16 protein-coding genes are annotated in these 25760 nt (G+C 67.6%); 1 reads left to right on the forward strand and 15 read right to left on the reverse strand.

Annotated elements, in window-relative coordinates:
* Positions 1 to 42: 42 nt before the first annotated feature.
* Positions 43 to 264 carry a hypothetical protein gene (locus ACUTAG_RS02545; protein ID WP_006383972.1) on the reverse strand — a complete coding sequence of 74 codons (222 nt, stop codon included), beginning with the start codon at positions 262 to 264 and terminating at the stop codon, positions 43 to 45.
* Positions 265 to 440: 176 nt separating this feature from the next.
* A complete protein-coding gene (locus ACUTAG_RS02550) occupies positions 441 to 1070 on the reverse strand; it encodes a TetR/AcrR family transcriptional regulator (RefSeq protein WP_446649971.1) in 630 nt (209 codons plus the stop codon).
* 132 nt (positions 1071 to 1202) lie between these two features.
* Between ACUTAG_RS02550 and ACUTAG_RS02555 the strand changes: the two genes are divergently transcribed.
* Positions 1203 to 2486 (forward strand): MFS transporter, encoded by a 1284-nt coding sequence (locus ACUTAG_RS02555; RefSeq protein ID WP_026384476.1) that lies wholly within the window; start codon positions 1203 to 1205, stop codon positions 2484 to 2486.
* 70 nt (positions 2487 to 2556) lie between these two features.
* Here the strand turns inward: ACUTAG_RS02555 and ACUTAG_RS02560 are convergent, their stop codons facing one another.
* The 13 genes from ACUTAG_RS02560 to clpS form a co-directional block, all read right to left on the reverse strand.
* Positions 2557 to 3294: an ABC transporter ATP-binding protein gene (locus tag ACUTAG_RS02560; protein WP_006383976.1), complete on the reverse strand. Its 738-nt coding sequence runs from the start codon at positions 3292 to 3294 to the stop codon at positions 2557 to 2559.
* Positions 3291 to 4091: an ABC transporter ATP-binding protein gene (locus ACUTAG_RS02565; protein WP_148318171.1), complete on the reverse strand. Its 801-nt coding sequence runs from the start codon at positions 4089 to 4091 to the stop codon at positions 3291 to 3293. The genes ACUTAG_RS02560 and ACUTAG_RS02565 overlap by 4 nt, the downstream gene beginning before the upstream one ends.
* Positions 4088 to 5176, reverse strand: a complete 1089-nt coding sequence (locus ACUTAG_RS02570; protein WP_006383978.1) for an ABC transporter permease subunit — start codon at positions 5174 to 5176, stop codon at positions 4088 to 4090. The genes ACUTAG_RS02565 and ACUTAG_RS02570 overlap by 4 nt, the downstream gene beginning before the upstream one ends.
* A complete protein-coding gene (locus ACUTAG_RS02575) occupies positions 5173 to 6102 on the reverse strand; it encodes a branched-chain amino acid ABC transporter permease (RefSeq protein ID WP_006383979.1) in 930 nt (309 codons plus the stop codon). The genes ACUTAG_RS02570 and ACUTAG_RS02575 overlap by 4 nt, the downstream gene beginning before the upstream one ends.
* A gap of 162 nt (positions 6103 to 6264) precedes the next feature.
* Positions 6265 to 7410 carry a branched-chain amino acid ABC transporter substrate-binding protein gene (locus ACUTAG_RS02580; protein WP_006383980.1) on the reverse strand — a complete coding sequence of 382 codons (1146 nt, stop codon included), beginning with the start codon at positions 7408 to 7410 and terminating at the stop codon, positions 6265 to 6267.
* A 187-nt stretch (positions 7411 to 7597) separates the two neighbouring features.
* Complete coding sequence (gene putA, locus ACUTAG_RS02585) at positions 7598 to 11419, reverse strand: trifunctional transcriptional regulator/proline dehydrogenase/L-glutamate gamma-semialdehyde dehydrogenase (RefSeq protein WP_148318173.1); 3822 nt, start codon at positions 11417 to 11419, stop codon at positions 7598 to 7600.
* Positions 11420 to 11588: 169 nt separating this feature from the next.
* Positions 11589 to 12281, reverse strand: coding sequence for a PqiC family protein (locus ACUTAG_RS02590; protein WP_148318175.1), 693 nt, complete (start codon positions 12279 to 12281; stop codon positions 11589 to 11591).
* Between the two features lie 4 nt (positions 12282 to 12285).
* Positions 12286 to 13950, reverse strand: coding sequence for a PqiB family protein (locus ACUTAG_RS02595; RefSeq protein WP_020928439.1), 1665 nt, complete (start codon positions 13948 to 13950; stop codon positions 12286 to 12288).
* A gap of 56 nt (positions 13951 to 14006) precedes the next feature.
* Positions 14007 to 15323: a paraquat-inducible protein A gene (locus ACUTAG_RS02600; RefSeq protein WP_148318177.1), complete on the reverse strand. Its 1317-nt coding sequence runs from the start codon at positions 15321 to 15323 to the stop codon at positions 14007 to 14009.
* Positions 15324 to 15327: 4 nt separating this feature from the next.
* Positions 15328 to 17637, reverse strand: coding sequence for an ATP-dependent Clp protease ATP-binding subunit ClpA (gene clpA / locus ACUTAG_RS02605; RefSeq protein WP_446649972.1), 2310 nt, complete (start codon positions 17635 to 17637; stop codon positions 15328 to 15330).
* A 55-nt stretch (positions 17638 to 17692) separates the two neighbouring features.
* Positions 17693 to 19915: a penicillin-binding protein 1C gene (pbpC, locus tag ACUTAG_RS02610; protein ID WP_102964892.1), complete on the reverse strand. Its 2223-nt coding sequence runs from the start codon at positions 19913 to 19915 to the stop codon at positions 17693 to 17695.
* A complete protein-coding gene (locus ACUTAG_RS02615; protein ID WP_262352261.1) occupies positions 19912 to 25056 on the reverse strand; it encodes an alpha-2-macroglobulin family protein in 5145 nt (1714 codons plus the stop codon). The genes pbpC and ACUTAG_RS02615 overlap by 4 nt, the downstream gene beginning before the upstream one ends.
* 233 nt (positions 25057 to 25289) lie before the next feature.
* A complete protein-coding gene (clpS, locus tag ACUTAG_RS02620) occupies positions 25290 to 25604 on the reverse strand; it encodes an ATP-dependent Clp protease adapter ClpS (protein ID WP_006383989.1) in 315 nt (104 codons plus the stop codon).
* Positions 25605 to 25760 lie beyond the last annotated feature (156 nt).

The raw sequence follows: 25760 nt of genomic DNA on the forward strand, positions 1-25760 counted from the left end.
CCAGCGAAAGCTGGCGTTTTTCTCCTGGCGCGGATGCGCCGCTCAACGGTGGGCGGAAATCACAGGATGCTGGCGGCGGCCGGCGTCCATGTCGTGCAGCACTTCACCGATGGCGCCACCGAACCGGCGCATGCGCAGCTTGAGCCGGCGCCAGCCCGAGCGCGAGAACGGCCCGGACAGGGTTTCCGCCTTGATGGCCTCGCGGATCAAGGACTGCTCCAGCGCATCCGACATGCGGGCATTTTTCAACGCGGTATCGCTCATGATTCTCTCCTTGAGAAAGCGCGATGGGGAACAACGCGAATTCATCTTAGATCCGTGGTTGCTGCGTTGCAATAAAATCGCCTAGCATTATTTTTGGCGTTGCGAAATGGGTACAAACACCACCAAATCGGTGCATCGGGCACCGTATCCGGCACTATTATTGTGCATCGCAGCAATCAACGGCGGCCGAGGTGGGCGTCGATCATCAGGTCCGCCATGTCCGCCACCCGGCCAGCCGGCCCGCCTTCGCCGAACAACTGGCTCGACACGAAGGCGCCTTCGATCAGGAGCAGCAAGCCGTCGCCCAGGGCCTGGGCATCGGGCGCGCCCATTTCGGCCGCCATCGCGGTCAGGCGCCGGCGCAGTTCCAGCTTGTGCGCGACGGCGACTTCCCGCGCCGGGTGGCCGGCCTCCGGATACTCGACCGCCGCGTTGGTCAGGCCGCAGCCCCGATAGCCGCTTTGCACCGCCCGCACACTCAGGCCCGACAGGTAAGCGCGCAGTTGCGCCTGCGGATCGCCCGGGTGGGCATCGCAGGCGGCGTTAAAGCGCGCCCAGAATTCGGCGTCGTAGTCGCGCAGATAGGCCGCCGCCAGCTCGTCCTTGGACGAGAAGCTGCGATACAGGCTGGGCTTGGTGACGCCGGCCTGGTTGACGATGGCGTCCACCCCCACCGCGCGGATGCCGTCGCGGTAGAACATCTCGCGCGCCGTCTGGCGGATGCGGTCGGCCGCCAGGGGAGGCTTGGCGGTGGGTGTGGCGGCAGATTTGGCGTCGTTGCCGCCCGCGGGGGATTTGCTGGCCATTCGAAAACTCCTTGCTGAGACCGGCCGTCATACGCCGGCAGCCCTGAAAACCGGCCGTCAGAAAATATCGCTTGACGGCGTTACTGACCGGTACGTACCATTCGCAAACCCAATTACGTACCGGTCAGTAACATGAGTATAGCCCACCCTCCCATCCCCTTCCGCCGCGCGGGACAGAAGTACGCTTTCGTGGTCGTCGGCGTGATCTTCCTGGCGCTCCTGGTCTCGGCCGGCCTGCGCGCATCTCCCAGCGTGCTGCTGGTGCCGCTGGAGCAGAGCTTTGGCTGGAATCGCAGCACCACTTCGTTCTCGGCCGCCGTCGGCATCTTCCTGTATGGACTGGTGGGGCCGTTCGCGGCAGCCGCGATGGAACGCTTCGGCGTGCGCCGCGTGCTGATCGCGGCGCTGTCGGTGATGTCCCTCTCCACCGCCGCCAGCGCCTACATGACCCAGCCGTGGCACCTGCTGCTGACCTGGGGCGTGTTCTCCGGCGTCGGCTCGGGCGCGGTCGCCGTGGTCATGGGCGCCACGGTGGTCAACCGCTGGTTCACGAAGCATCGCGGCCTGATGATGGGCTTGCTGACCGCCAGCACCGCCACCGGCACACTGATCTTCCTGCCCATCCTCGCGGCGCTGGCGTCGTCCGGCGACTGGACCCGGGTGGTCTGGACCGTGGCGGGCGCCGCCGCCGCGCTGGTGCCGGTGGCCTGGTGGCTGGTGCCCGACCGCCCCGCCAGCGTCGGCCTGGTTCCTTTCGGCAGCGACCCGCATGAACCGCCCGCGCCCGCCACGCCGCGCACCGGCATGATCGCCGCCACCTTCGGCGCCCTGTCCCGCGCCGCCCGCACCCGCACCTTCTGGTTCCTGTTCGCCACCTTCTTCATCTGCGGCTTCACCACCAATGGGCTGGTCGGCACGCACCTGATCGCGCTGTGCGGCGACCATGGCATGCCCGAAGTGCAGGCGGCGGGGCTGCTGGCGATCATGGGCATCTTCGACCTGTTCGGCACCACCGCCTCCGGCTGGCTGACTGACCGCTACGATCCGCGCAAGCTGCTGTTCGTCTACTACGGGCTGCGCGGACTGGCGCTGATCTATCTGCCCTATTCCGACTTCTCGTTCTACGGCCTGGCGATCTTCGCGGTGTTCTTCGGCCTGGACTGGATCGCCACCGTGCCGCCCACGCTGCGCCTGGCCACTGAAGCCTTCGGCGACCGCGAGGCGCCCATCGTGTTCGGCTGGATCGTTGCCGGCCACCAGTTGGGCGCGGCCAGCGCGGCCTGGATGGCGGGCGTGGTGCGCGAGTCGCAAGGCAGCTACCTGATGGCCTTCGTCGCGGCCGGCGCCACCGGCCTTATCGCCGCCGTCATCGCCCTGCTGATCGGGCGCGAGCGGGTCGTGGCGCAACCCGCGTAGCCCGCCAGCGCGGCACAAAAAAAGCCCGGCCGCCAGGCCGGGCTTTTTTTGTGCGGCAAGCGGAACGCGGCTACGCCTCTTCCACTTCCCCCAGGTACGCGGCGCGCACCTTGGGATCGTGCAGCATGTCGGCCGCAGGACCGGACAGCGTGATCTCGCCGGATTCCATCACGTAGCCGCGGTGGCTGTTCTCCAGCGCCAGGCGCGCGTTCTGCTCGATCAAGAGGATCGTGACGCCTTCGCTGGCGATGGTGCGCACCACCTCGAAGACCTTCTCGACCATCAGCGGCGCCAGACCCATCGAGGGTTCGTCCAGCAACAACAGCTTCGGACGCGCGATCATCGCGCGGCCCATGGCCACCATCTGCTGCTCGCCGCCCGAGAGCGTGCCGGCCGCCTGCTTGCGGCGTTCGGCCAGGCGCGGGAACAGCGTGAACACGCGGTCGGTGTCCTGCCGCACCTGCGCGGCGTCGCGCCGGATGTAGGCGCCCATCGCCAGGTTTTCCTCGATGGTGAGCTGGCCGAAGATGCCGCGTCCCTCGGGCACCATCACCAAGCCCTGGCGCACCAGCTCGTGCGACTTCTGGCCGCCGATGGACTGGCCGCCGTAGACCACTTCGCCGCCGGCCAGCGGCACCAGGCCGCAGATGGCGCGCAGCGTCGTGCTCTTACCGGCGCCGTTGGCGCCGATCAGGCACACCAGTTCGCCTTCGTCCACGCGCAGGTCGATGCCGCGCACCGCGCGGATGCCGCCGTACGCGACCTGCAGGCCGCGCAGTTCCAGTAGGGGTTTGCTTGCCGTCGTCATGCCGGGCGCTCCTGATGAATCAGCGGATCCTGGGCGGCGCCCGCGCCCAGATACGCTTCAATGACCTTGGGGTCGCGCTGCACCTGGGCGGGTCTGCCCATGGCCAGCACCTTGCCGTATTCCAGCACCAGCACGCGATCGCACAGGCCCATGACCAGCTTCATGTCGTGCTCGATCAGCAGCACCGTGACGCCATCGTCGCGGATCTTCTCGATCAGCTTGCGCAGCACCACGGTTTCCGAGGCGTTCATGCCGGCGGCCGGCTCGTCCAGCGCCAGCAGCTTGGGATCGGTGGCCAAGGCGCGCGCGATTTCCAGGCGGCGCTGGTCGCCATAGGGAAGCGAACGCGCCACGTCGTTGGCGCGGTGGCCGATGCCGACGTAGTCCAGCAGCTCCTGGGCGCGGGCCTCGATGGCCGCTTCCTCGGCGCGCGTGCCGCGGGTGCGGAACACGGCGCCCAGCACGCCGGCGCGGGTGCGCATGTGGCGGCCGATCATGACGTTCTCGATCGCGCTCAGGTTGGCGAACAGACGGATGTTCTGGAAGGTACGCGCCAGGCCGGCGTGCGCCACCTCGTGCGGTTTCTTGCCCGACATCGAGGCGCCGTTGAAGGTGCAGCTGCCGTCTTCCGGGATGTACAGGCCCGTAAGCACGTTGAACAGCGTGGTCTTGCCGGCGCCGTTGGGGCCGATCAGGCCGTAGATCTCGCCCTGCTCGATGTCGAAACTGACGTCCGACAGGGCCTGCAGGCCGCCGAAGCGTTTGCCCAGTCCCTGGGCTTGCAGCAGTTTGCTCATGCCGCGCCTCCCTGCGTCTTGGTGGCCAGCTCGCGCTTGCGCACGGCCGACGGCCACAGGCCGGCGGGACGGAACAGCATCACGCACACCATCGCCAGGCCGAACAGCAGCATGCGGATGCCCTCGGGATCCAGCACCACCGCGCCGAACACCATCTGCTGCACCGGCTCGACCACGGCGCGCAGGAATTCCGGCAACGCGGCCAGGATCAGCGCGCCCAGGATCACGCCCGGGATGTGGCCCATGCCGCCCAGCACCACCATGCACAGGATGGAAATGGACTCCATCAGCGAGAAGCTCTCGGGGCTGACGAAACCCTGCATCGACGCGAACAGCGCGCCCGCCACGCCGCCGAACGAGGCGCCCATGGCGAAGGCCAGCAGCTTGATGTTGCGGGTGTTGATGCCCATGGCCTTGGCGGCGATCTCGTCTTCGCGGATGGCTTCCCAGGCGCGGCCGATGCGCGAGTTCTGCAGCCGCACGCACACCAGGATGATGATCAGCGTCAGCGCCAGCAGCAGGTAGTAGTACTTCTCCGGCCCGGTCACGCGGATGCCCAGCAGGCTCTCGGTGCGGCCAAAGGCGAACTCGCCCACCTTGAAGGTGTCGATGCGGTTGATGCCCTGCGGGCCGTTGGTGATGTTGACCGGCGCGTTCAGGTTGTTCAGGAAGATGCGGATGATCTCGCCGAAGCCCAGCGTCACGATGGCCAGGTAGTCGCCGCGCAATTTCAGCGTCGGCGCCCCCAGCAGCACCCCGAACAGGCACGCCACCGCCAGCGCGATCGGCAGGATCGCCCAGAACGGCAGGTGCAGCCCGAAGTGCGGCGAAGCCAGCAGCGCCCAGGTGTAGGCGCCCACCGCGTAGAACGCGATGTAGCCCAGGTCCAGCAGGCCGGCAAAGCCCACCACGATGTTCAGGCCCAGCGACAGCATCACGTACAGCAGCGCGAAGTTCAGGATGCGGACCCAGCTCTGGCCGGCCATGCCGATCACGAACGGCAGCACCGCCAGCACGATGCCGATCAGCGCGATGCCGATCAGGTTGCGGGTCGACAGCCCGCTGTTTTTCAGGGTGGTGCTCATGCGCGGTCCCCCACACGCTCGCCCAGCAGGCCGGACGGACGGAAAATCAGCACCAGCACCAGCACGAAGAACGCGAACACGTCCTGGTAGTGGCTGCCCAGGAAGCCGCCGGTCAGGTCGCCGATGTAGCCGGCGCCCAGCGATTCGATGATGCCCAGCAGCAGGCCGCCCGCCATGGCGCCGACCAGGTTGCCGATGCCGCCCAGCACCGCGGCCGTGAAGGCCTTCAGGCCCAGCATGAAGCCCATGGTGTACTGCGACACGCCGTAGTAGGTGGCGACCATCATGCCGGCCACCGCGGCCAGCGCCGAGCCGATCAGGAACGCCGCTGAGATCACGGTGTTGATGTTCACGCCCATCAGGCCGGCCACTTCGCGGTTCTGCGCGGTGGCGCGCATGGCGGTGCCCAGGCGCGTCTTGTGCACCACGGCCAGCAACCCGCCCATGATGAGCGCGGCGATCGCGACGATGGCGATCTGCAGCGTGCTCATGCGGGCGCCGAAGATCTCGAACACCTGCGGCGTCAGCACCTGCGGGAAGTTCAGATAGTTGCGGCCCCAGCCCATCATCGCCACGTTCTGCAGGATGATGGACACGCCGATGGCGGTGATCAGGGCGGCCAGGCGCGGCGCGCGGCGCAGCGGCCGGTAGGCCACGCGCTCGGCGGTCCAGCCCACGGCCATGCACAGCGGCACGGACACCAGCAGGCCCAGGCCCAGCACCATGAAGGCGGACGCGGACGGGTCGCCGCCGACCAGCGAGATGGCGATCGTGGTGGCCGCCATCGCGCCGATCATGACGACGTCGCCATGCGCGAAGTTGATCAGCCCGATGATGCCGTACACCATGGTGTAGCCAAGGGCGACCAGGGCGTACACGCTGCCGAGCGTGACGCCGTTAATCAGTTGTTGAATGAAGATATCCATAGGGGCCGTGGAAATAAGCCTGGAAAAATCGCGCGAGGATCGGATGCGGCGCGGCCCCGGGGGCCGCCTTCGCGCAAATCGCCGCCGCGCCGGGCGGCGCGCGCGGGGTCAATCAAGATGGCCAGGCGCGGCGGCGCCGCGTCCTGGCCGGGTCAGGCAGCCTTAGTTGGCCTGGCTGACCATCGTTTCAACCATCTCCCACTTGCCATTCTTGACTTCGTAGATGGTGACCGAGATTTCCTTCAGGTCGCCGTTCTTGTCGTAGGCGATGTGCTCGCTGGTGGCGCCCTTGCGGTTCAGCTTGGCCAGTTCCGGCAGGTACTTCTCGGGCTTGGCCGAACCGGCCGCTTCGATCGCCGCGATCATGTTCCAGGCGCCGTCATAGGCGTACGGCGCGTAGACGCCGGGGGCCTTCTTGAAGCGGGCCTGGTAGCGCTGCTCGAAGTCCTTGCCCGCGGCCATCTTGTCCAGCGGCACGCCGGCCAGCGAGGCGTAGGTGCCGTCGGCGGCGTCGCCGGCCAGCTTGATGAAGGTGTCGCTGCGGGTCATTTCACCCGAGACCAGCGGCGCCTTCAGGCCGAGCGTGGCCAACTGGCGCTTCATCGGGCCGGACTGCGCGTCCAGGCCGCCGTAGAAGATGGCGTCGGGCGCCGAGCCCTTGATGTTGGTCAGGATGGCCGTGAAGTCGTTGGCCTTGTCGGTCGTGTACTCGCGGCGCACCACCTGGCCGCCGGCGGCCTTGACGGCCTTCTCGACCTCGTCGGCCAGGCCCTGGCCGTAGGCGGTACGGTCGTCGATGATGGCGACCTTCTTGGCCTTCAGGCTCTGCACCATGAACTTGCCGACCGCGGCGCCCTGCTGGGTGTCGCTGGTCATCATGCGGAAGGTGGTTTCGTAGCCCTGCTTGGTGTACTCGGGCGAGGTCGCCATGGCGATCTGCGGCAGGCCGGCTTCGTGGTAGACGCGCGAAGCGGGAATCGTGGTGCCCGAGTTGAAGTGGCCCAGGATGCCGACGACGTTCTCGTCGACCAGCTGCTGCGCCACCTGCACGCCCACGCGCGGGTCGGCCTGGTCGTCGCGCGACACCAGCACGAACTTGGCGGGCTGGCCGTCGACCTTCACGCCCTTCTTGTTGGCTTCTTCCAGCGCCAGGTTCAGGCCGTTCTGCATGTCCTCGCCATAGTGCGACTGGGGACCGGTCAGGGGCGCGGCAAAGCCGAACTTGACGTCGGCGGCCTGCGCGGCCGCGGCCATGCCGACGGCGGCGATGCTGGCGGCGACAAGCTTCAAAGTGGTGCGAAACTTCATTGGAATCCTCCGGTATGTCGGATGTGGCTTTGTTATACCTGGGCTTTTGGGCCAGGTGATCTATTTGAGTGCGATTGCCGGGTTGCCACAATCGAACTTCAGGTGCGACCGGATTTTGCTTCCAGTGCAACCTCGCTAGATATTGGAGATAACCCTTGGTTTCCCAAGGGTTACCCCTCGGTCACGCTCAGCCGATGGTCATGAGGCTGGCGTTGCCGCCGGCCGCGGCCGTATTGACGCTGATGGAACGTTCGGTAAGCAGGCGTTCCGGCACATACGCGGCGCCGGCCGCCAACGCGTCCGAGGTCAGCCCATGCACCGCCAGGATCGCGCCCGGACGCTGCGCGATGCGCTGGTTCAGGGCGCGCAGCGTGTCGCCGTCGCCCTCGAACAGCACCGCGTGGTAGTCGGCCTGGTCGACCTCGGCATCGGCCAGGATACCCGCCTGGCCCTGCTGCTCGGCATCCAGCGTGGCCAGCAGCGCCTGCGCCGCCGGCGTGTCGGCGAACCAGGCGTGGTTGCCCGTCAGGCGCGCCGCGGCCCACTGGGCGCGCGCGCCGGCCTCGGTGGCCGCCACGCAGTAGACCGCGCCGCGCGGTTCCACCATATAGGTGTTGGTCTCGCCCGTGGGACCCGGCAGCGCGATGCGCTGCGGCAGCGGCGCCGCCGCGTCCAGCGCCGGCGGCAGGCCCTCGGGCCGCGTGCCCAGCAGGCGGTACATATACAGCGGGCCGCCGGCCTTGGGGCCGGTGCCCGACAGGCACTCGCCGCCGAACGGCTGCACGCCGACCACCGCGCCGACGATGTTGCGGTTGACGTAGACGTTGCCGGCGTGGACCTGGCCGGTCACGTGGGCGATGGTCTCGTCGATGCGGGTATGCACGCCGAAGGTCAGGCCATAGCCGGTGCCGTTGATGGCGTCCAGCAGCCCGTCCAGCTCGTCGCGGGCGTAGCGCACCACGTGCAGCACCGGGCCGAACACCTCGCGCGTCAGCTCGCTGATGTGGTCGATCTCGATGATGGTGGGCGCCACGAACGTGCCGTGGCGGCATTCGCCATTCAGTTCCACCTGGTCCACGCGGTGGCCCGCCGTGCGCATCGCATCGATGTGGCGCTGGATATTGTTGCGCGCCTCCGTATCGATGACCGGACCGACGTCGACCGACAGGCGGTCCGGATTGCCCACGCTGAGCTCGCGCATCGCGCCGCGCAGCATGGTCAGGACGTGATCGGCATTGTCTTCCTGCACGCATAGCACGCGCAGCGCCGAACAGCGCTGGCCGGCCGAATCGAATGCGGAGCTGAGCACGTCGAACACCACCTGCTCGGCCAGCGCCGACGAGTCGACCACCATGGCGTTCTGGCCGCCGGTCTCGGCGATCAGCGGAATGGTGTGGCCGTCGTCGTCCAGCCGATCAGCCAGCGTGCGCGCGATGATGCGCGCCACGTCGGTCGAGCCGGTGAACATCACGCCGCGCACGCCGGGACTGGCCACCAGTTGCGCGCCCACGGTTTCACCGCGGCCCGGCAGCAGTTGCACCGCGCCGCCCGGCACGCCGGCGGCGCGCAGGATCGCCACCGCCTGCGCCGCGATCAGCGGCGTCTGCTCGGCGGGCTTGGCCAGCACGGTGTTGCCGGCGGCCAGCGCGGCCGCGACCTGGCCGGTGAAGATGGCCAGCGGGAAATTCCAGGGGCTGATGCACAGCACCGTGCCCAGCGGGCGGTGCGTGTCGTTGCTGAATTCGCGGTCGGCCTGGTCGGCGTAGTAGCGCAGGAAGTCCACCGCCTCGCGCACTTCGGCGATGGCGTTGGGCAGCGACTTGCCGGCCTCGCGCACGATCAGGCCCAGCAGGGTCTGCATCTGCTCTTCCAGCAACTGGGCGGCGCGGCGCAGGCATTGCGCGCGCTCGGCCACCGGGGTCGACTGCCAGATGGGCGCGGCATTGGCCGCGGCGCGCAGGGCGGCCTCGGCTTCCTCGCCATTGGCCTCGATGACATGGCCGACCACGTCGCGCAGGTTGGCGGGGTTGCGCACCTCGATGGCGCGCGCCGCGTCCCAGGCGCCGTCGCCCTCGCCCAGCATGGGCGCGGCGCGCCAGGGCGTGGCGGCGCTGGCCAGCAGCGCGGCCGACAGCGAGCCCAGGCGGTGTTCGTTGCTCAGGTCCAGGCCCGCGGAGTTGGCGCGCGCGCCCTGTTGCGGATTGCCGTAAAGCTCGCGCGGCAACGGAATCTTCTCGTGCGGCGCGCCCAGCGGCACGATGCGCGAGGCGGCCTCGACCGGATCGGCCACCAGGGTCTCGACCGGAATGCTCTCGTCGCCGATCAGGTTGACGAACGAGGTATTGGCGCCGTTTTCCAGCAGGCGGCGCACCAGGTAGGCCAGCAGCGTTTCGTGCGTGCCGACCGGGGCGTAGATGCGGCACGGACGGTTCAGCTTGCCCTGGGCCAGCGGCCCGACCACTTCGTCATACAGCGGTTCGCCCATGCCGTGCAGGCATTGGAATTCATACTGGCCCGGGTAGTAGTTCTGGCCGGCCAGCTGGTAGATCGCCGACAGCGTGTAGGCGTTGTGGGTGGCGAACTGCGGATACACGGCTTCCGGCGCGCCCAGCAGCTTGCGGGCGCAGGCCAGGTAGGCCACGTCGGTGTAGACCTTGCGGGTGTAGACCGGATAGCCCTCCAGGCCGTCGACCTGGGCGCGCTTGATCTCGCTGTCCCAGTAGGCCCCCTTGACCAGGCGCACCATCACGCGGTGGCGGCTGCGGCGCGCCAGGTCGATGACGTAGTCGATGACGAACGGCGCGCGCTTCTGGTAGGCCTGGATCACGAAGCCGATGCCGTTCCAGCCTTCCAGCTCGGGCGTGAAGCACAGCGCCTCCAGCAGATCCAGCGAGATCTCCAGGCGGTCGGCTTCTTCGGCATCGATGTTCAGGCCGATGTCGTAGCTGCGCGCCAGGATGGTCAGCGCCTTCACGCGCGGCAGCAGCTCGGCCATGACGCGTTCGCGCTGGGCGCGCGAATAGCGCGGATGCAGCGCCGACAGCTTGATGGAGATGCCGGGGCCTTCGTAGATGCCGCGGCCGGCGGCGGCCTTGCCGATGGCGTGGATGGCCTGTTCGTACGAGGCGTAATAGCGCTCGGCGTCCTCGGCCGTGGTGGCCGCTTCGCCCAGCATGTCGTATGAATAGCGGAAGCCGCGGCCTTCCATCTTGCGGTTGTTGGCCAGCGCTTCGGAAATGGTCTGGCCCGACACGAACTGCTCGCCCATCATGCGCATGGCGATGTTCACGCCCTTGCGCACCAGCGGCTCGCCGCCCTTGCCGATCAGGCGCGTAAGCGCCTTGGACAGCGACTGCTCGCTGCTCACGGCCACCAGCTTGCCGGTGATCATCAGGCCCCAGGTGGCGGCGTTGACGAACAATGATTGCGAGCCGCCCATGTGCGACTTCCAGTCGCCGCGCGCGACCTTGTCGCGGATCAGCGCATCGCGCGTGGCGCGGTCGGGAATGCGCAGCAGCGCCTCGGCCAGGCACATCAGCGCCACGCCCTCCTGGCTGGATAGCGAGAATTCCTGGATCAGGCCTTCGACCCCGCCGCCGGTGCGCTTGCCGCGCAGCTTCTTGACCAGGTCAGTGGCCATCGCATGCACTTTTTCCAGGTTCGGCATGCGCGCCTGGCCCAGCAGCAGCGGCACGCATTCCGGCTCGGGGCGGCGGTAGGCGGCGGTAATGGCCGCGCGCAGCACCGATTGCGGCTGCACGTCCTGGCCGAATTCGTAGAACGGCGGCGTGGCGGCGGCCTGGTGTTCGCCCCCCTCGTCATCGCCTCCCTCTTCCCCGCCCAGATGGGACATCTCGGCGGGCAGGTGGCCGCGCTCGATCTTGTCCAGGTAGGCGAGAATCGCCTGCTTGTGCAGCCAGTGCGGCGTGCAGTTGAGTTTGTGCGCGGCGGCCTTCAGGCGATCGCGTAGCGCGTCATCGACCTTGACGCCGAGGGTGGTGCTGGCCATAAGAGATTGCTTCCTGTCGCATGGCAGAGGTCACACCGGGCACGCGAAAGGGGCCCGGCATCGGTAGGACCGTATGCTAGTCAGGTTGCAACCTGGTTTGTATTAAGGTTAACCCTAGGGGTTAACCGTTTGAGATCACGGCAGGTTTTGGCGCCCTGCCCGTCCCCGTTTATGACTTGTCCACATCGGGCAGCGGCGAGCAGCCCAGCATCTGTACCGCGCCGCCGCTATCCGGCGTCTGCCCGCGCATGGCGGACGCCATGGCGCCCGCCAGCGCGGCCACCGCGCGCTGCTGCGCGGAGACCAGCGCCGGTATGCCGGCCTGCGTCACGGTTTCGGTGACGACGCTGCGGCACAGCAGACCCTGGCCCTTGAGGTTTACCGGCCGCACCCGCCAGGTTGCGTCCAGTTGCGCCATGCTGCCCGACACCAGGTCAAACCGCTGCACGTCGGTCTGGACCCGCCACACCGGCGCGGCCGGGCCGGGCTTGACCACCTGCACGTCCAGCGCGCCCAGGTCGTGCTTGAGCGCGTCGGACAGCGCGCCGCGAATCTCGTCACCCAAGGGCGAACTCCAGCGCTCGGAATACATCGCCGCCACGCTGCCGTCGCCCGTGCGCACCATCAATTGCGGCTGATCCGCCTGCGACGCGACGTTGACACCCTGCACTTCCAGCAGGAACGGCGCGGCCGCGCGGGGCACGGCCGGGGGCTTCGGCGCCGGCCCTTGCAGCGTGTAGTAATGCACGGGCGGCGATGAGGCGCAGGCGGCCAGCAGCAGCGGCAGGGCCAGCAACGCCAGGCCGCGGCCAAACGCGCCGGAACGGGAAGTCGGGAGGGGGCGGAAACGGAGTCGGGTCATGGGTTCAGTTCCTGACGGGGCCGGCGCCGGGGATCGGGTCCTGGCCGCGGCCGCGCAGCAGCGATTCGGGATTCGATTGCAGGAAGTCGGCCAGCGCCCGCAGCGAACGGGCGGCGCGGCTCAATTCCTGCATGGCCTTCTCGGCGTTGACCGGCAGCGAGGCATCCGAGGCCAGGAGCGCATTGAGGTTGGCCATGGAGTCGCGCGCCTGCTTGAGCACGCCCTGGGCCTCGGGCGCGACCTGCTTGTCCAGGCGGTTCATCAGCTTGGAGGTGCTGGCCAGCGTGGTGCGCAGGTCCTCGCCGATCTTGTCGAACGGAATCTTGTCGATCTTGGCGACGATGTTGCTGACCTGCTGCTGCAATTGGTCGAGCTGGCCCGGCACGGTCGGGATCATGGCCGGCGTGGTCATCTTGAATTCCACCGGCTTGACGTTGGGGAACTCGTCCAGCACCACGTACAGCTGGCCGGTCAGCAGGTTGGCGGTACGCAACTGGGCGCGCAGGCCATGCTTGATCATGATGCCCAGCAGGCGTCCGCCGGCCTCGTCGCCGTCCTTGATGGCGTGCTCGCGCACCTCGTCGTAGACCCGGCCCAGGCGTTCCGGATACAGCGTGGCGTCCACCAGCGCGAAGAAACGCTTGCTGACGGGATCGAAATCCATGTTGATCTGGGTGACGTTGCCCAGCGTGATGCCCGAGAAGTCGATCGCCGCGCCCACCGCCAGGCCGCGGATCGACTGATCAAAGCGCATGCGTATCGGGAAGGCTTCGCCGTCCGGGTTGGCCTTGGCCGCCGCCTCGGTGGCATACAGCTCGAAGTGCGTATCGGCCGCCGCCGGGGTGTTGGCATCGCGCGCGCTGTAGACCGGCTCGAACGCCACGCCGCCCACCGCCATCGACACCAGCGACTGGGTACGCACCTTCAGGCCTTCGGCGTTGACGCTGAAGTCCACGCCGCTGGCATTCCAGAAACGGGTGCCATTGGTCACGAACTTGTCGTTGGGCGCGTCGACGAATACCTCGACATTGACGGCGTTGCCGGTCTTGTCGAGTTCGTAGCCGATCACGCGGCCCACGTTGATGCGACGGAAATACACCGGCGAACCGATGTCCAGCGACCCCAGGTCCGCCGCCTTGAGCTTGAAGCGCTTGCCGGCGCGGTCATGCGTCACGGCGGGCGGGGTTTCCAGGCCGACGAAATGCAGCTTGGTCGCCTTCTTGGACGAGTCCTTGCCCTCGACCGCATCGACGCCGATGTAGGCGCCGGACAACAAGGTGCCCAGGCCCGACACGCCGCTGACGTCCAGGCGCGGGCGCACCACCCAGAAGTTGGTGCCCTCGCGCGCCAGATCGGCCACATCCTTGGACAGCTCGGCCTGCACCACAACCTTGCTGCGATCGGCGTTGAAACCGATGGACCTGACGGTACCGACGTTCACGTCCTTGTAGCGCAGCTGGGTCTTGCCGACTTCCAGCCCCTCGGCCGTATTGAATTCGATCGACAGGTCGGGGCCGGCCTGCATCCAGGTGCGCACCACCAGCGACAGGCCCATCAGCGCCGCGACGACGGGCACCAGCCAGATCCATGAAATCCGGCTCTTGCGCTTGCGCGAGATCGTGGGTGACGCGTACTTCCCTTCACCAGATCCAGGTGCTTGGTCGGACATCGGTTTTTCCTTTTCTTCTTGAACAACGCCAGGCGGCAGACAGCGCCGCGCCGGACTCAGCCCGCTTCCACGCCAGCGGACGCCGGGCGCCGGCCCGCTGCCGGCTCCGTGGCGTCCAACTCACTCACCGCTTCCAGATCCCAACTGCGGCGCAGGTCGAAGCTCATGGCCGACAGCATGGTCAGGATGACCACCACGCCGAAGGCCGCGGCGCCCGCGCCGGCACTGATTTCCATCAGGCCCTGGAAATCGGCCAGGGCCGCCAGCAGGATCACGACGAACACGTCCAGCATCGACCATTGGCCGATGAATTCGACCATCTGGTACAGCCGCGTGCGCGGGCGCAGGTTGGTGGTGCTGCGCCACTGCTCGGTCAACAATAACAGGATCAGCGCCAGCAACTTGGTCAGCGGCACCGCCACGCTGGCGATGAAGACGATCAGCGCGATGTCCCAGGAGCCCATGTCCCACAGTTCCACCACGCCGCCCAGGATGGTGTGGGCGCTGTCGCCCAGCACCGAACTGACTTTCATCACCGGCAGCACGTTGGCGGGAATATAGAACACCACGGCCGCCAGCAACAGGGCCCAGGTGCGATTCAGGTGATCGGGCTTGCGGTAATGGACCACGGCGTGGCAACGCACGCAGTGGTGTTCTTCCTCGGGATCGGCGTCGCGCGGCACGGCCTGCACCTGGCCACAGACATGACAGCCTGTCAGCACCACGTCGGGGCCGGCCTCGGGCACATGCACCGGCACCACCCCGTCGCTTTCGGCGTAGCGCCACAGCACGTGCGGCGTCAGGCGGCCCAGCATGGTCAGGAAGATAGTGAGCACGCCGAAGGCGAACAGGCCGACGCCGGGCGAAACGGCCGCCATGCCGGCCAGCTTGACCACCGCCACCAGCACGCCGAGCAGGAACACCGGCACCATGCACCATGGCCGCAACAGGCCCAGCAATCGCATCGCGCCCCGGAACGCCGCCGGCTCGACGCCGCGCGACAGCGGGCCCAGCACCCACAGCAACACCGCCAGCTGCACCAGCGGCAGCACGAAGCCCGCCAGCCCGGTCATGATGGCCACGGTGTAATGCCCCTGGCGCCAGGTGATGTCGATGGCATCAAGCAGCGAGGCCTGCTGCACCATGCCCTGCACCGACATTGAGGCGACCGGATAGGCATTGGCCACGCCGAAGATGATCAGCGCGGCGATGGCAAGCGCCAGCCAATTGGACAAAGTAAGCCCGCTGTAGCGCCACAGGGTGGCACCGCAGCGGGCGCAATTGGCGGTCTCGCCAGGTTCGAGCTGATGTCGGCGATAGATGCTTGCGCAGTGCTCGCACTCGATCAGCGGCTGGCTCTCCGCGCTACTCATGGGCCTATTCGACGAGCTCGACTTCCTGCTTGTCGGGCGCGGCCGACGGCGGCTTGCCGTGGTCGTCGAAGTCCAGCGTGACCTTGCCGGCCTCGTCCAGGTCCACGGTGACGGTGCCGCCATCGACGAGCTTGCCGAACAGCAGCTCGTCGGCCAACGCGCGCCGGATGGTGTCCTGGATCAGGCGCTGCATCGGCCGCGCACCCATCAGCGGGTCGAAGCCTTCCTTGGCCAGGTGCTCGCGCAGGGCCGTGGTGAACACGGCTTCGACGCGGCGCTCGTGCAGTTGGTCTTCGAGCTGCATCAGGAACTTGTCGACCACGCGCAGGATGATCTCGCGATCCAGCGGCGCGAACGGGATGATCGCATCCAGCCGGTTGCGGAACTCGGGCGTGAACATGCGGCGGATTTCCGCCATTTCGTCGCCCACCACGCGCGAATTGGCAAAACCGATGGACGGACGGTTCAAGGTCTCGGCGCCCGCGTTGGTCGTCATGATGAGGATGACGTTGCGGAAGTCCGCCTTGCGGCCGTTGTTGTCCGTCAGCGTGCCATGGTCCATGACCTGCAGCAGGATGTTGAAGACGTCCGGATGGGCCTTTTCGATTTCATCGAGCAGCAGCACGCAATGCGGCTGCTTGGTGATGGCCTCGGTCAAGAGACCGCCCTGGTCGAAGCCGACGTATCCCGGCGGCGCGCCGATCAGGCGCGACACCGCATGGCGTTCCATGTACTCGGACATGTCGAAGCGCAGCAGCTCCACGCCCAGCGTGAAGGCCAGCTGGCGCGCGACTTCGGTCTTGCCCACGCCGGTGGGGCCGGAGAACAGGAAGGCGCCGATCGGCTTTTCCGGCTTGCCCAGGCCCGAGCGCGCCATCTTGATGGCGGCCGACAGCGCCTCGATGGCGTTGTCCTGGCCGAACACCACGGTCTTGAGGTCGCGGTCGAGCGTGGCGAGCTTGCTGCGGTCGTCGTTGGAGACGGACTGCGGCGGAATACGCGCGATCTTGGAAACGATGTTCTCGATGTCGACCTTGCCGATCACCTTCTTCTGGCGCGAACGCGGCAACAGGCGCTGCGCGGCGCCGGCCTCGTCGATCACGTCGATGGCCTTGTCCGGCAGGTGGCGGTCGTTGATGAAACGCGCCGACAGCTCGGCGGCGGCGGACAGCGCCGCGGCCGAGTAGCGCACGTTGTGGTGTTCCTCGAAGCGGCTCTTCAGGCCGCGCAGGATCTGCACGGTCTGCTCGACGCTGGGCTCGGCCACGTCGATCTTCTGGAAGCGGCGCGACAGCGCGTGGTCTTTCTCGAAGACCCCGCGGTATTCCGTATACGTGGTGGCGCCGATGCACTTGAGCTGACCCGAGGACAGGGCCGGCTTGAGCAGGTTGGACGCGTCCAGCGTGCCGCCCGACGCCGAGCCGGCGCCGACCAGCGTGTGGATTTCGTCGATGAACAGGATGGCGTCGGGATTGCCGCGGATCTGCTTGAGCACGCCCTTCAGGCGTTGCTCGAAATCGCCGCGGTACTTGGTGCCCGCCAGCAGCGCGCCCATGTCCAGCGCGAACACTTGGGCCGCCTGCAGGATCTCGGGGACCTCGCCGCGCGTGATGCGCCAGGCCAGGCCCTCGGCGATCGCGGTCTTGCCCACGCCGGCCTCGCCGACCAGCAGCGGGTTGTTCTTGCGGCGGCGGCACAACACCTGGATCACGCGTTCGACTTCGTGCTCGCGCCCGATCAGCGGATCGATGCGCCCGGCCAACGCCGCGGCGTTCAGGTCGGTCGCATACTGGTCCAGCGGCGACTGGCGCGATTCGCCCTGTTCTTCACCATTGGTTTGCTGCTCTTTCTGCACGGCGGCGGACTCCACCTGTGGCTGTTTGGTAATGCCATGCGACAGGAAATTCACCACGTCCAGCCGCGTCACGCCCTGCTGTTGCAGGTAGTACACGGCGTGCGAATCCTTTTCGCCGAAAATGGCCACGAGCACGTTCGCGCCGGTGACCGGCTTCTTGCCGGTGCCGCCCGCGGACACGTGCATGATCGCGCGCTGGATGACGCGCTGGAAACCCAGCGTGGGCTGGGTGTCGACTTCCGCGCCGCTGGGGATCACCGGCGTGTTTTCCGAAACGAACTGACGCAGGTTGCGGCGCAGGTCATCCAGGTTGGCGGCGCAGGCGCGCAACACTTCGACGGCGGAAGCGTTATCGAGCAGCGCGAGCAACAGGTGCTCGACGGTAATAAATTCGTGCCGGGCCGAACGGGCCTCGACAAAAGCCATATGCAGGCTGACTTCAAGCTCTTGGGAAATCACGCTTCCTCCGTAACGCATCGAAGCGGGCAAATACACGATTCATATTCTATGCCGATCAGGGCGTAACGCCAGCGATTTCAAAAACCACGCTGTCATGACGGCCTTGCGCGTCCATGACGGTAAGCGTATACCGTCCGTCCCGCGTCAGCACCAGATTAAACGGACGACCCGACGCGGCATGACCCACCACGCGACCATCGAGCATCCACCAAACTTCGCCTTCGGCGCCCTGCACATCCACATCCACCGCTACCTGCGCGCTGCCAGGCACCGGCCGCAATACCGACCCGGTGGCCACGCCCCCCAGGCGCAACGGCCCTTGGGTGGCATCGGCATAGCCGGCGAACGACGGCGGCACCGTGTCATTCAAGGCCCAGGCCGCGCGCTGCTCGGGGCATTCGCCCGACGGCACGCTGCCCAGCCGGTAACCCAGCGGCCAGCAGGTCACGACCGGCTGCACCGTGGCGGGCCGCACGCGCACATGCTGGGCGCCTTCCGGCAGGGCCGCGACGATATCCTGCAGTAGCGGCGCCGCCACATTCGCCCCGAAAAATCCGGGGTTGGGGGTGCCGTCCGGCCGGCCTACCCACACGCCGATCGTCCAGCTGTCGGTCACACCGACCGCCCAGGCATCCCGGAATCCGAAACTCGTCCCGGTTTTCCAGGCCAGTTGCCGCGCCGGGCTGCCCGACTGATAAAAGGGCCGGTCCGGGTGGCCGCCGCCTTCCAGGATGTCACGCACGATCCAGGCCGCGCCAGCACTCATCATACGGGACTCGACCCGGGGCTGCTCCGGCCGCAGGCGCGCTCTCCCGGAAATGCCGCCACGGGCCAGGGCCCGATAAGCGCCCACCAGTTCTTCCAATGTGGTGCCGCCCCCGCCCAAAATCAAGCTCAGATTCGGTTCGGCCCCGGCCGGCAAACGTAACCAGACCCCGCCCGTCAGCATAACCGAGGCGAAACGGGTCGGCCCGACGCGGTCCAGCAGGTCCACGGCCGGCACGTTGAGCGAGCGCTGCAGCGCCTGCGCCACACTGACCGGCCCCGAAAAGGACGCCTGGAAATTGCCCGGCGCGTAGCCGCCGAACGACAACGGCGCGTCGATCAGCAGGCTTTCCGAGTGGATCAGGCCGTCGTCCAGCGCCTGCGCGTACAGGAATGGCTTGAGGGTCGAGCCGGGCGAACGCACGCCGCGCACCATATCCACGTGGGCGTAGCGGGAATCATCGGAAAAATCGGCGGAACCGGCGTAGGCCTTGACCTCCAGCGTGTCGTTGTCCATCACCAGCACCGCCATCGAAACCTTGGGCGGGAGGTTGTCGACCCGATCCAACAACATGCGCTCGACCGCGGCCTGCATGTCCGCATCCAGCGTCGAGGTCAGCAGCGGCGGACGGCTGCCGGGACGGCGCGAACCCGCCTGCGGCCGGCCGGCCTCCTGCAACAGGCGCTGCGCCGCCAGCGGCGCCAGCCAGCGGGCCCGCAGCGGCGGCGCCACTACCTGCTCGATCTTGGCGTCGGCGACCTCGGCCGGCGTCCAGCGGCCCAGCTCCACCATGCGGTCCAGGACCTTGTCGCGCGCCGCCTGCGCGGCCTGGGGATGGCGGTCCGGCCGCAGCCGCGACGGCGCCTGCGGCAAGGCGGTCAGCATGGCGGCCTCGGCCGGACTGAGGTCGCGCGCCGGCTTGCCCAGCCACAGGCGCGACCCCATTTCCACGCCCTCGACGATGCCGCCCATGGGCGCGTGGGTCAGGTACAGCGACAGGATCTCGTCCTTGCTGTAGTGCATTTCCAGCTGCACCGCGCGCCAGGCCTGGCGCAGCTTGGCGCTCATCGAGCGCGACGGCTTGCCGGCCAGTTGCGGGTCGATCAGGCGCGCCACCTGCATCGTCAGGGTCGAACCGCCCGAAACGATGCGGCGGTTGGTGGCCCATTGCCAGCCGGCGCGCGCCAGCGACACCGGGTTGACGCCGGGGTGCCAGTAGAACCAGCGGTCCTCGTAGGTCAGCAGCGTATCGAGATAGTGCGGCGACACCTGGTCAGGCTTGACCGGGTAGCGCCAGATGCCGTCGCGGCTGGGATAGTTGCGCAGCGGCGTGCCGTCGGCGGCGACCACCACGGCCGCGCCGCCGGAGTCGATGGCCGGCAAGGGATAGAGGCGGTCGAGCACGAATAACAACGCGGCCAGCGCTGACAACACGCTGGCCGCGAAGAGTCCGCGCCGCCGCCAGCGGCGGGCGCGCGAGGCGCCCGCCGGCGGGGTGGCGGCGGTGTTCAAGGACGCTGCTTGGCGCTGCGATCGCGGATCTCGACCGTGCTCCATTGCTCGCCTACGCCACGGATCTCGGGCCGGTACATGTCTTCGGCCACGGTCGACGGCACCGCGTAGCGGCCCGGCGTCACGACCCGCACCAGGTAGAACACGTCCACCTTGCCGCGCCCCAGCGAAACCGCCGCAACATAACGATCATCGCGGAATTCGCGGTGCTTGATGTTGGGGTCGGCCATTGCGTCGGCCACGCGGCGCCCGCCGATGCTCCAGTCCTGCATCTCGGGGCTTTGCGACAGGTTCAGGTTCTCGACCTCGAAGCCGGCGGGCACGCGGTCCACCAGCAGGCCATCCGGGATGTTCTGATTGGCGCTGGCCTGGACCCACACCACCAGCATGTCGCCGGTCTGCAGCGTGCCGCCATCCCACGGCTTGCCGTCGGGACGGTACCAGCCGCGCTTGAGCTGGATCACGTCGTTGCGCGGCGCGGGCACCGTGGTCGGGCTGCCCTGGATGTCGTACTCGATGAAGAGCGACTGGCTGCCGGTGTTGAGCAACTGCGTGCCGGCCAGCTCGGCCGCGCTCAGCGACACGGTGCGGTCGGACCTGCCGCCTTCCAGCTCCTTGCGCACGCCGTTGACGGTCAGCGCGGCCTGCCACGGGGTCGACTTGTCGCCGCCGGCGGCGCGCGCGGCCAGCAGCAGGGCCATCTGTTCCTGCGTCGACAGGTACGAACGGTTGCCCATGCGCGCGGCCAGCTGCGTCATCAGGTTCTCGACGCGGTCGTGGCGCAGCTCGTACTGGTTGGCCAGCGCGTACGCCAGCGCGTAGTCGCGCACGGCGCTGCCGTAGTCGCCGAGCCAGTCGTCGTAGTAGCTGTTGGCGCGGCGGGTGATGCCGTATTCGCGCGTCATGGCCAGGTCGAGCGCGCTCTTCATGCGCCCTTCGTCGCCCATCAGCTTGAACGCGGCGGCCAGCTGGATCAGGGGCAGCGGCGAACGCGCGCGGTCCTGGTAGTTGTCGAACAGCTGGCGCACCGTCGACAGCGGCGCCTTCTTGTCACGCGCCAGCGCCAGGGCGGCCGTGGCCAGGCCGGCGAAGCGGCGATGGTCTTCGCGCAGCACGCTCAGCCCGCTGCTGTCCAGGCGGCCCGACTCGAAGTCGCGCTTCAGGTTGGCCGACCAGGTGCCGAACGAACCGCTGCTCTGCTGCACCTGCTCCAGCAGCCACTGGCGCGAACGGTCCAGCGAGGCCTCGGGGATGGTGAAGCCCTTGTCGCGCGCATCCTGCAGGAAGCCCACGGCGTAGGCCGTCAGCCACACGTCGCGCGCCGACGAGCTGCTCCACAGGTTGTAGGAGCCGACGGCGTTGCGCATGCCGGACAGGCGGCCGATGGCGCCAGCCACCTTGGCTTCGCGCTCGGCCTGGGTGCGCGGCTTGAGGCCGAACTGCTTGGCCGCTTCTTCGTCGATCAGCACCCACGGCAGGGTCGCGCTGATGGTCTGCTCGGTGCAACCATAGGGATAGTTGAGCAGGCCTTCGACCACGCGGTTGACGTTGATCGGCGGACGGTTCGAGACCGTCATGCTGACCGTGGTGGAGTCCGGATAGTAGGACGCCACCCACGACGCCTGCGGCGTGTTCGATTCGCCGGGGTTCAGGCGCAGACGGCGCACCTGGCGCTCGGCCGCGTAGGCCGGCTGCACCTGCAGCACCGATTCGCGCACGATGTGGATCGGCTTGGCGCCGCCCTGCCCGTCCACCGTCAGGCGCATCAGGCCCAGGCCATACGAGCCGGTGGTGCTGGCGGTGAAGCGCAGCGTGGTGCGTTGCTTGTCCTTGAGCGTCACGGTGCGGGTGCCGTCGACGATGCCGACCGGATCCAGCGCCTCCAGCTTGACCGTCACCTTCTGGTCGGAGCCGCTCAGATTGGTCACGTCCAGCGCGATGGCGGCCTGGTCGCCCGGGGTGATGAAGCGCGGCGTGTTCAGCTCGGCCACGATCGGCGCCGCCACCACCATTTCGGTGTCGGTGCTGCCGTAGTTGTCGGCGGTGAACGCGACGGCCATCAGGCGCAGCGTGCCGTTGAAGTCGGGCAGGTCCAGCGGGATGTCGGCCTCGCCCTTGTCGTTGAGCTTGACCGGACCCGAGAACAGATCGACCAGCTTGACCTTCTTGGGCAGGCTCTTGCTGTCGCCGCGCATGGCGGCATCGCCGCCCCACTTCAGCTTGCCCTTGGTGCCGTCCATCTTCTCGATCAGCTTGCCGTACATGTCCAGCAGTTCGGGCGCGTAGCGGTGCTTGCCGAAGAAGAAGTCCAGCGGATCGGGCGTGCGGTACTGGTTGATGTTGAGGATGCCGACGTCGACCGCCGACAGCGTCACCATGGCCTGCTTGCCCTGCGCGCCATCGACCTTCACGCGGACCGTGGTCTTGGTCTCGGGTTCGGTCTTGGCGGCGGCGCTCAGCTTGACGTCGAGCTTGCGGTCGGCGCTGGCGATCGGCAGGAACGTCAGGCCCAGCGCGCGCGCCGGCGTCACGCGGTCGCCTTCGCTGCCGGGGCGGAACACCGCCGCGGCCACGTACAGGTCATGGCGCTTCCAGCTCTTGTCGATCGGGATTTCCACTTGCGTGCCGGTCGCCTTCACGGCCACCCAGGTCGACCACAGCATGCGGTCGCCTTCGACGGTGATCAGGGCCTGGCCGTCGTGCGGCGGCGTCAGGGTCAGCTTGACGCTGTCGCCCGGCTTGGCGGGCACGCCTTCCAGCTTCATCTGGACGCGATCGGGGCGGTTGCCCATGGCGTCGGCGTCCTGGGCGTCCCAGCCCGCGTAGAAGCGGTAGCGCAGGGTTTCGCCGGTCTCGGGATCGGCGATTTCCAGGCGGTAGCGGCCCCACTTGACCGGCACCGTGAACTGGCTGCGGTCCTTCAGCGCGATCTCGCGCGAGTCCAGCAGTTCCTCGGTTTCGGTGTAGCCGCTGTTCCAGCCGCGCTGGTCGTCGAAGCGCCAGTAGTACTGGCGTTCCTCGCGGTACAGGCGCATCTGGGCCTGCGCCAGCGGCGCGATCTTGCCCTGCGCGTCCACGCGCAGCACTTCGAAGGCGGCCGGGGCGCCTTCGCGCGCGACATCGCTGTCGAACTGCGGACGCACGGCGATCAGCTTGTCGGCGGGCCAGACGCTGCGCTCGATCGAGCGCACCACCGGGCGGCCGCCCGATTCCAGCAGGCTGGCCGAGACCCGCACCTTCATCGGCGAATGGGTGCCTTCGGTGCGCGGTTCGACCTCCAGTTGCGCGGCGCCGGTCGAATCCAGCGCCGCTTCCGGCAGTTCCTCGAAATGGCGGCGCGAATCATCGTCCACGTCGCCGAAAATGAAGCCGGGCCATTGCTGCGGCAACGCGTAGCGGTCGCGCTTGACCTGGAAGCTGGACAGCAGGCGGTTGCCGGCGGCCGGCGCGCCATACAGATAGTCGCCCTGCACGTCGACGGTCAGGGTGTCGTCCGGCGACAACACGTCCTGGTCGGAGGTCAGCGCCATCTTCATGCGTTCGGGCAGGAATTCCTCGACCTGGAACTTCCAGGAGGCATCCGGCGCGCGCGAAGCGGGATCGACGCGCAATTCCAGCATCCAGGCGCCGGTCTGGGCGTCCGGCGGCAGATCGATGGCGCGTTCGACGTAGCCCTGCAGGTCCTTGGCGGGCTGCCACAGATTGGTCGAGACCACGCGGCCGTCGGGGCGCTTGAGGGTTGCTGTCAGCGGCGACGGCGGCATCACGCGGCCGTCGAGGTCGCGCGGCAGCACCGACACGTGGAAGGTTTCACCGGGGCGATAGAGGTTGCGGCCGGCGTAGACGAACAGGTTGTTGGGGCGGGAGATATGCCCGCCGGTATCGAATTCGGACAGGTCCAGCGCCGGTTCGGCCAGCGCCAGCACGGTCATTTCCTTGTCGCGCGAGGCGCGGATGACGCGGGCGTTGGTGAAGCTGCCGTCAAAGCGCACGTGGCCCTGGCCGTCGGCCTGGGCCTTGGCCAGCACCTTGCCGGCGCCGTCCACCAGTTCGAACAGCGCGCCGGAGATCGCCTGGCCGCTCTTGAGCGACACCGAGTAGGCCTCGATGCGATCGCTGTAGCGGCGCGCGTGCAGGCCGATGTCGCTGACATAAAAATAGGTGACCTGGTATTCATAGCGGAAACGGCCGGGCTGGCTCATCACCGCGACGTAGATGCCGGGTTCCTGCAATTCCTTGATGCCTTCGACCGGCAGGAAGGTGACGTGGCGGCGGTTCGGCTTGTCGTCCGTCAGGAAGCGGCCCTGGTAGACGCTGGTGGTCAGCGTATTCAGGCGGTCCAGGTCCCAGTTGCTGACCGAGCCCTTCAGGCTGCGGTTGCCGGCATAGCGCCAATCATCTTCGTCGTAGCCGCCGGATTCCTCTTCATCCGACGAGGCCGTGCTGCGGCCGATGCCCAGCACCGACTCGAACAGTTCCGGCACGCGCTCGGGCGCGACGCGCAGGAATTGCACGTCGACTTCGGGCATGTTGACGGTTGCCACCGGCAGGCCGCCGTTCTGGCCGGCCGGCAGCACCACGCCGCGGCTGGCGAAATAGAACGAAGGCGGCATGGCGTCGGTCACCACGTCGCAGTGCGAGCCGGTGGCCAGCGCGACCTTGTCGCCCTGACCCGGCAGGCCCGCGCGCACCGAAACCGAATACGAGCGTTGCGGCTGGACGTAGGGGAAATAGACCATGCGCGGATTGGAGCCGACCACCCAGTTGCCCTGGACGATCTTGCCCTTGGGCGCGGCGTCGCCCGGCTGGACGGAGCTCGGCTGCTGGCCGTTGGCGCTGCGCTCGGTGTCCTGGTCGGGCTTGCCCGAAGCGGCGCCCGTGTCGGTGACCTGCAGGAACTTGCTCAGGTCGGCCTTGGCCTCGACCGGCTGCGTGAAGGTGACCGCCAGCGCCAGCGAATCGTTGTACTGGCGCGGCTGGCAATTGAGCACCGCGAAGGCGTCGGCGGTGCCGACCGTGGCCGTGGCCGGCAGGGCCTCGGGCTGGGCGGCGCCGCCCGTCGCGGCGGGCGTGGCCGTGGTCGCCGCCGGCGTAGCCGTCTGCGGCGTTGCGGGCGCGGACGGTTGGTCGCCCTTGCCCATCCACCATCCCACCCCGATGGCGCCGGCCACCACGATCGCGCCAGCTACCGCCAGCCAGGTCTTGCTGTTCTTTCCACTCACGGCAAACCTCCCCGCCTACTCGAATGCAATGCTCCTTTGCGGCGGAGCTGCCGACCTGATAATGCCGCGCGCTTCTCGGTGCGCGGTTCCTGCTTTTTTGCAACCCTGTACAGCAGAACGCCGCCTGTCGTGGCGGCGCTGTTCCTGCGAGTTCAGACCGGTTCCATCACGCACTGCAAGGGATGCTGGCGGGCCCGCGCATACTGCGCCACCTGGGCGATCCGGGTGGCGGCGAGGTCGCGCGGATAGACGCCGCAAACGCCGCGGCCTTCGTGATGCACCTGCAACATGATGCGCGTGGCCTCTTCATGATTCTTATTGAAGAACTTCTGCAGCACCTTCACGACGAACTCCATCGGGGTGTAGTCGTCATTGAGCAACAGGACCTGATACATCGGGGGCGGCGCGGCGCGGGCCGGTGCCTTTTCGACGGCCAAATCGTGCTGGGTATCCAAGGTAGAACTCATAGGGCGGCTATTCTATTTAATCAGGGGACGGCTTGCATGTAACTTACGCAAAATTACACGTAGAAATGCGTAGTTTCCATACTTGACTCCGCAAAGAAAAGCGGCGCATTATCCACGCATTCTGGGGTTTTCAACTCATCGAAAATCTGCCAGGAA

The organism is Achromobacter sp. CSND-B12 (assembly GCF_052906545.1).

Excerpts from the sequence above, each read along its gene's own strand:
- ACUTAG_RS02580 (WP_006383980.1), bottom strand. The coding sequence starts at position 7,410 with ATGAAGTTTCGCACCACTTTGAAGCTTGTCGCCGCCAGCATCGCCGCC.
- ACUTAG_RS02600 (WP_148318177.1), bottom strand. The coding sequence starts at position 15,323 with ATGAGTAGCGCGGAGAGCCAGCCGCTGATCGAGTGCGAGCACTGCGCA.
- ACUTAG_RS02555 (WP_026384476.1), top strand. The coding sequence starts at position 1,203 with ATGAGTATAGCCCACCCTCCCATCCCCTTCCGCCGCGCGGGACAGAAG.
- ACUTAG_RS02615 (WP_262352261.1), bottom strand. The coding sequence starts at position 25,056 with ATGGGCAAGGGCGACCAACCGTCCGCGCCCGCAACGCCGCAGACGGCT.
- ACUTAG_RS02565 (WP_148318171.1), bottom strand. The coding sequence starts at position 4,091 with ATGAGCAAACTGCTGCAAGCCCAGGGACTGGGCAAACGCTTCGGCGGC.
- ACUTAG_RS02570 (WP_006383978.1), bottom strand. The coding sequence starts at position 5,176 with ATGAGCACCACCCTGAAAAACAGCGGGCTGTCGACCCGCAACCTGATC.
- ACUTAG_RS02560 (WP_006383976.1), bottom strand. The coding sequence starts at position 3,294 with ATGACGACGGCAAGCAAACCCCTACTGGAACTGCGCGGCCTGCAGGTC.
- ACUTAG_RS02545 (WP_006383972.1), bottom strand. The coding sequence starts at position 264 with ATGAGCGATACCGCGTTGAAAAATGCCCGCATGTCGGATGCGCTGGAG.
- clpS (WP_006383989.1), bottom strand. The coding sequence starts at position 25,604 with ATGAGTTCTACCTTGGATACCCAGCACGATTTGGCCGTCGAAAAGGCA.
- ACUTAG_RS02575 (WP_006383979.1), bottom strand. The coding sequence starts at position 6,102 with ATGGATATCTTCATTCAACAACTGATTAACGGCGTCACGCTCGGCAGC.
- ACUTAG_RS02595 (WP_020928439.1), bottom strand. The coding sequence starts at position 13,950 with ATGTCCGACCAAGCACCTGGATCTGGTGAAGGGAAGTACGCGTCACCC.
- ACUTAG_RS02590 (WP_148318175.1), bottom strand. The coding sequence starts at position 12,281 with ATGACCCGACTCCGTTTCCGCCCCCTCCCGACTTCCCGTTCCGGCGCG.
- ACUTAG_RS02550 (WP_446649971.1), bottom strand. The coding sequence starts at position 1,070 with ATGGCCAGCAAATCCCCCGCGGGCGGCAACGACGCCAAATCTGCCGCC.
- putA (WP_148318173.1), bottom strand. The coding sequence starts at position 11,419 with ATGGCCAGCACCACCCTCGGCGTCAAGGTCGATGACGCGCTACGCGAT.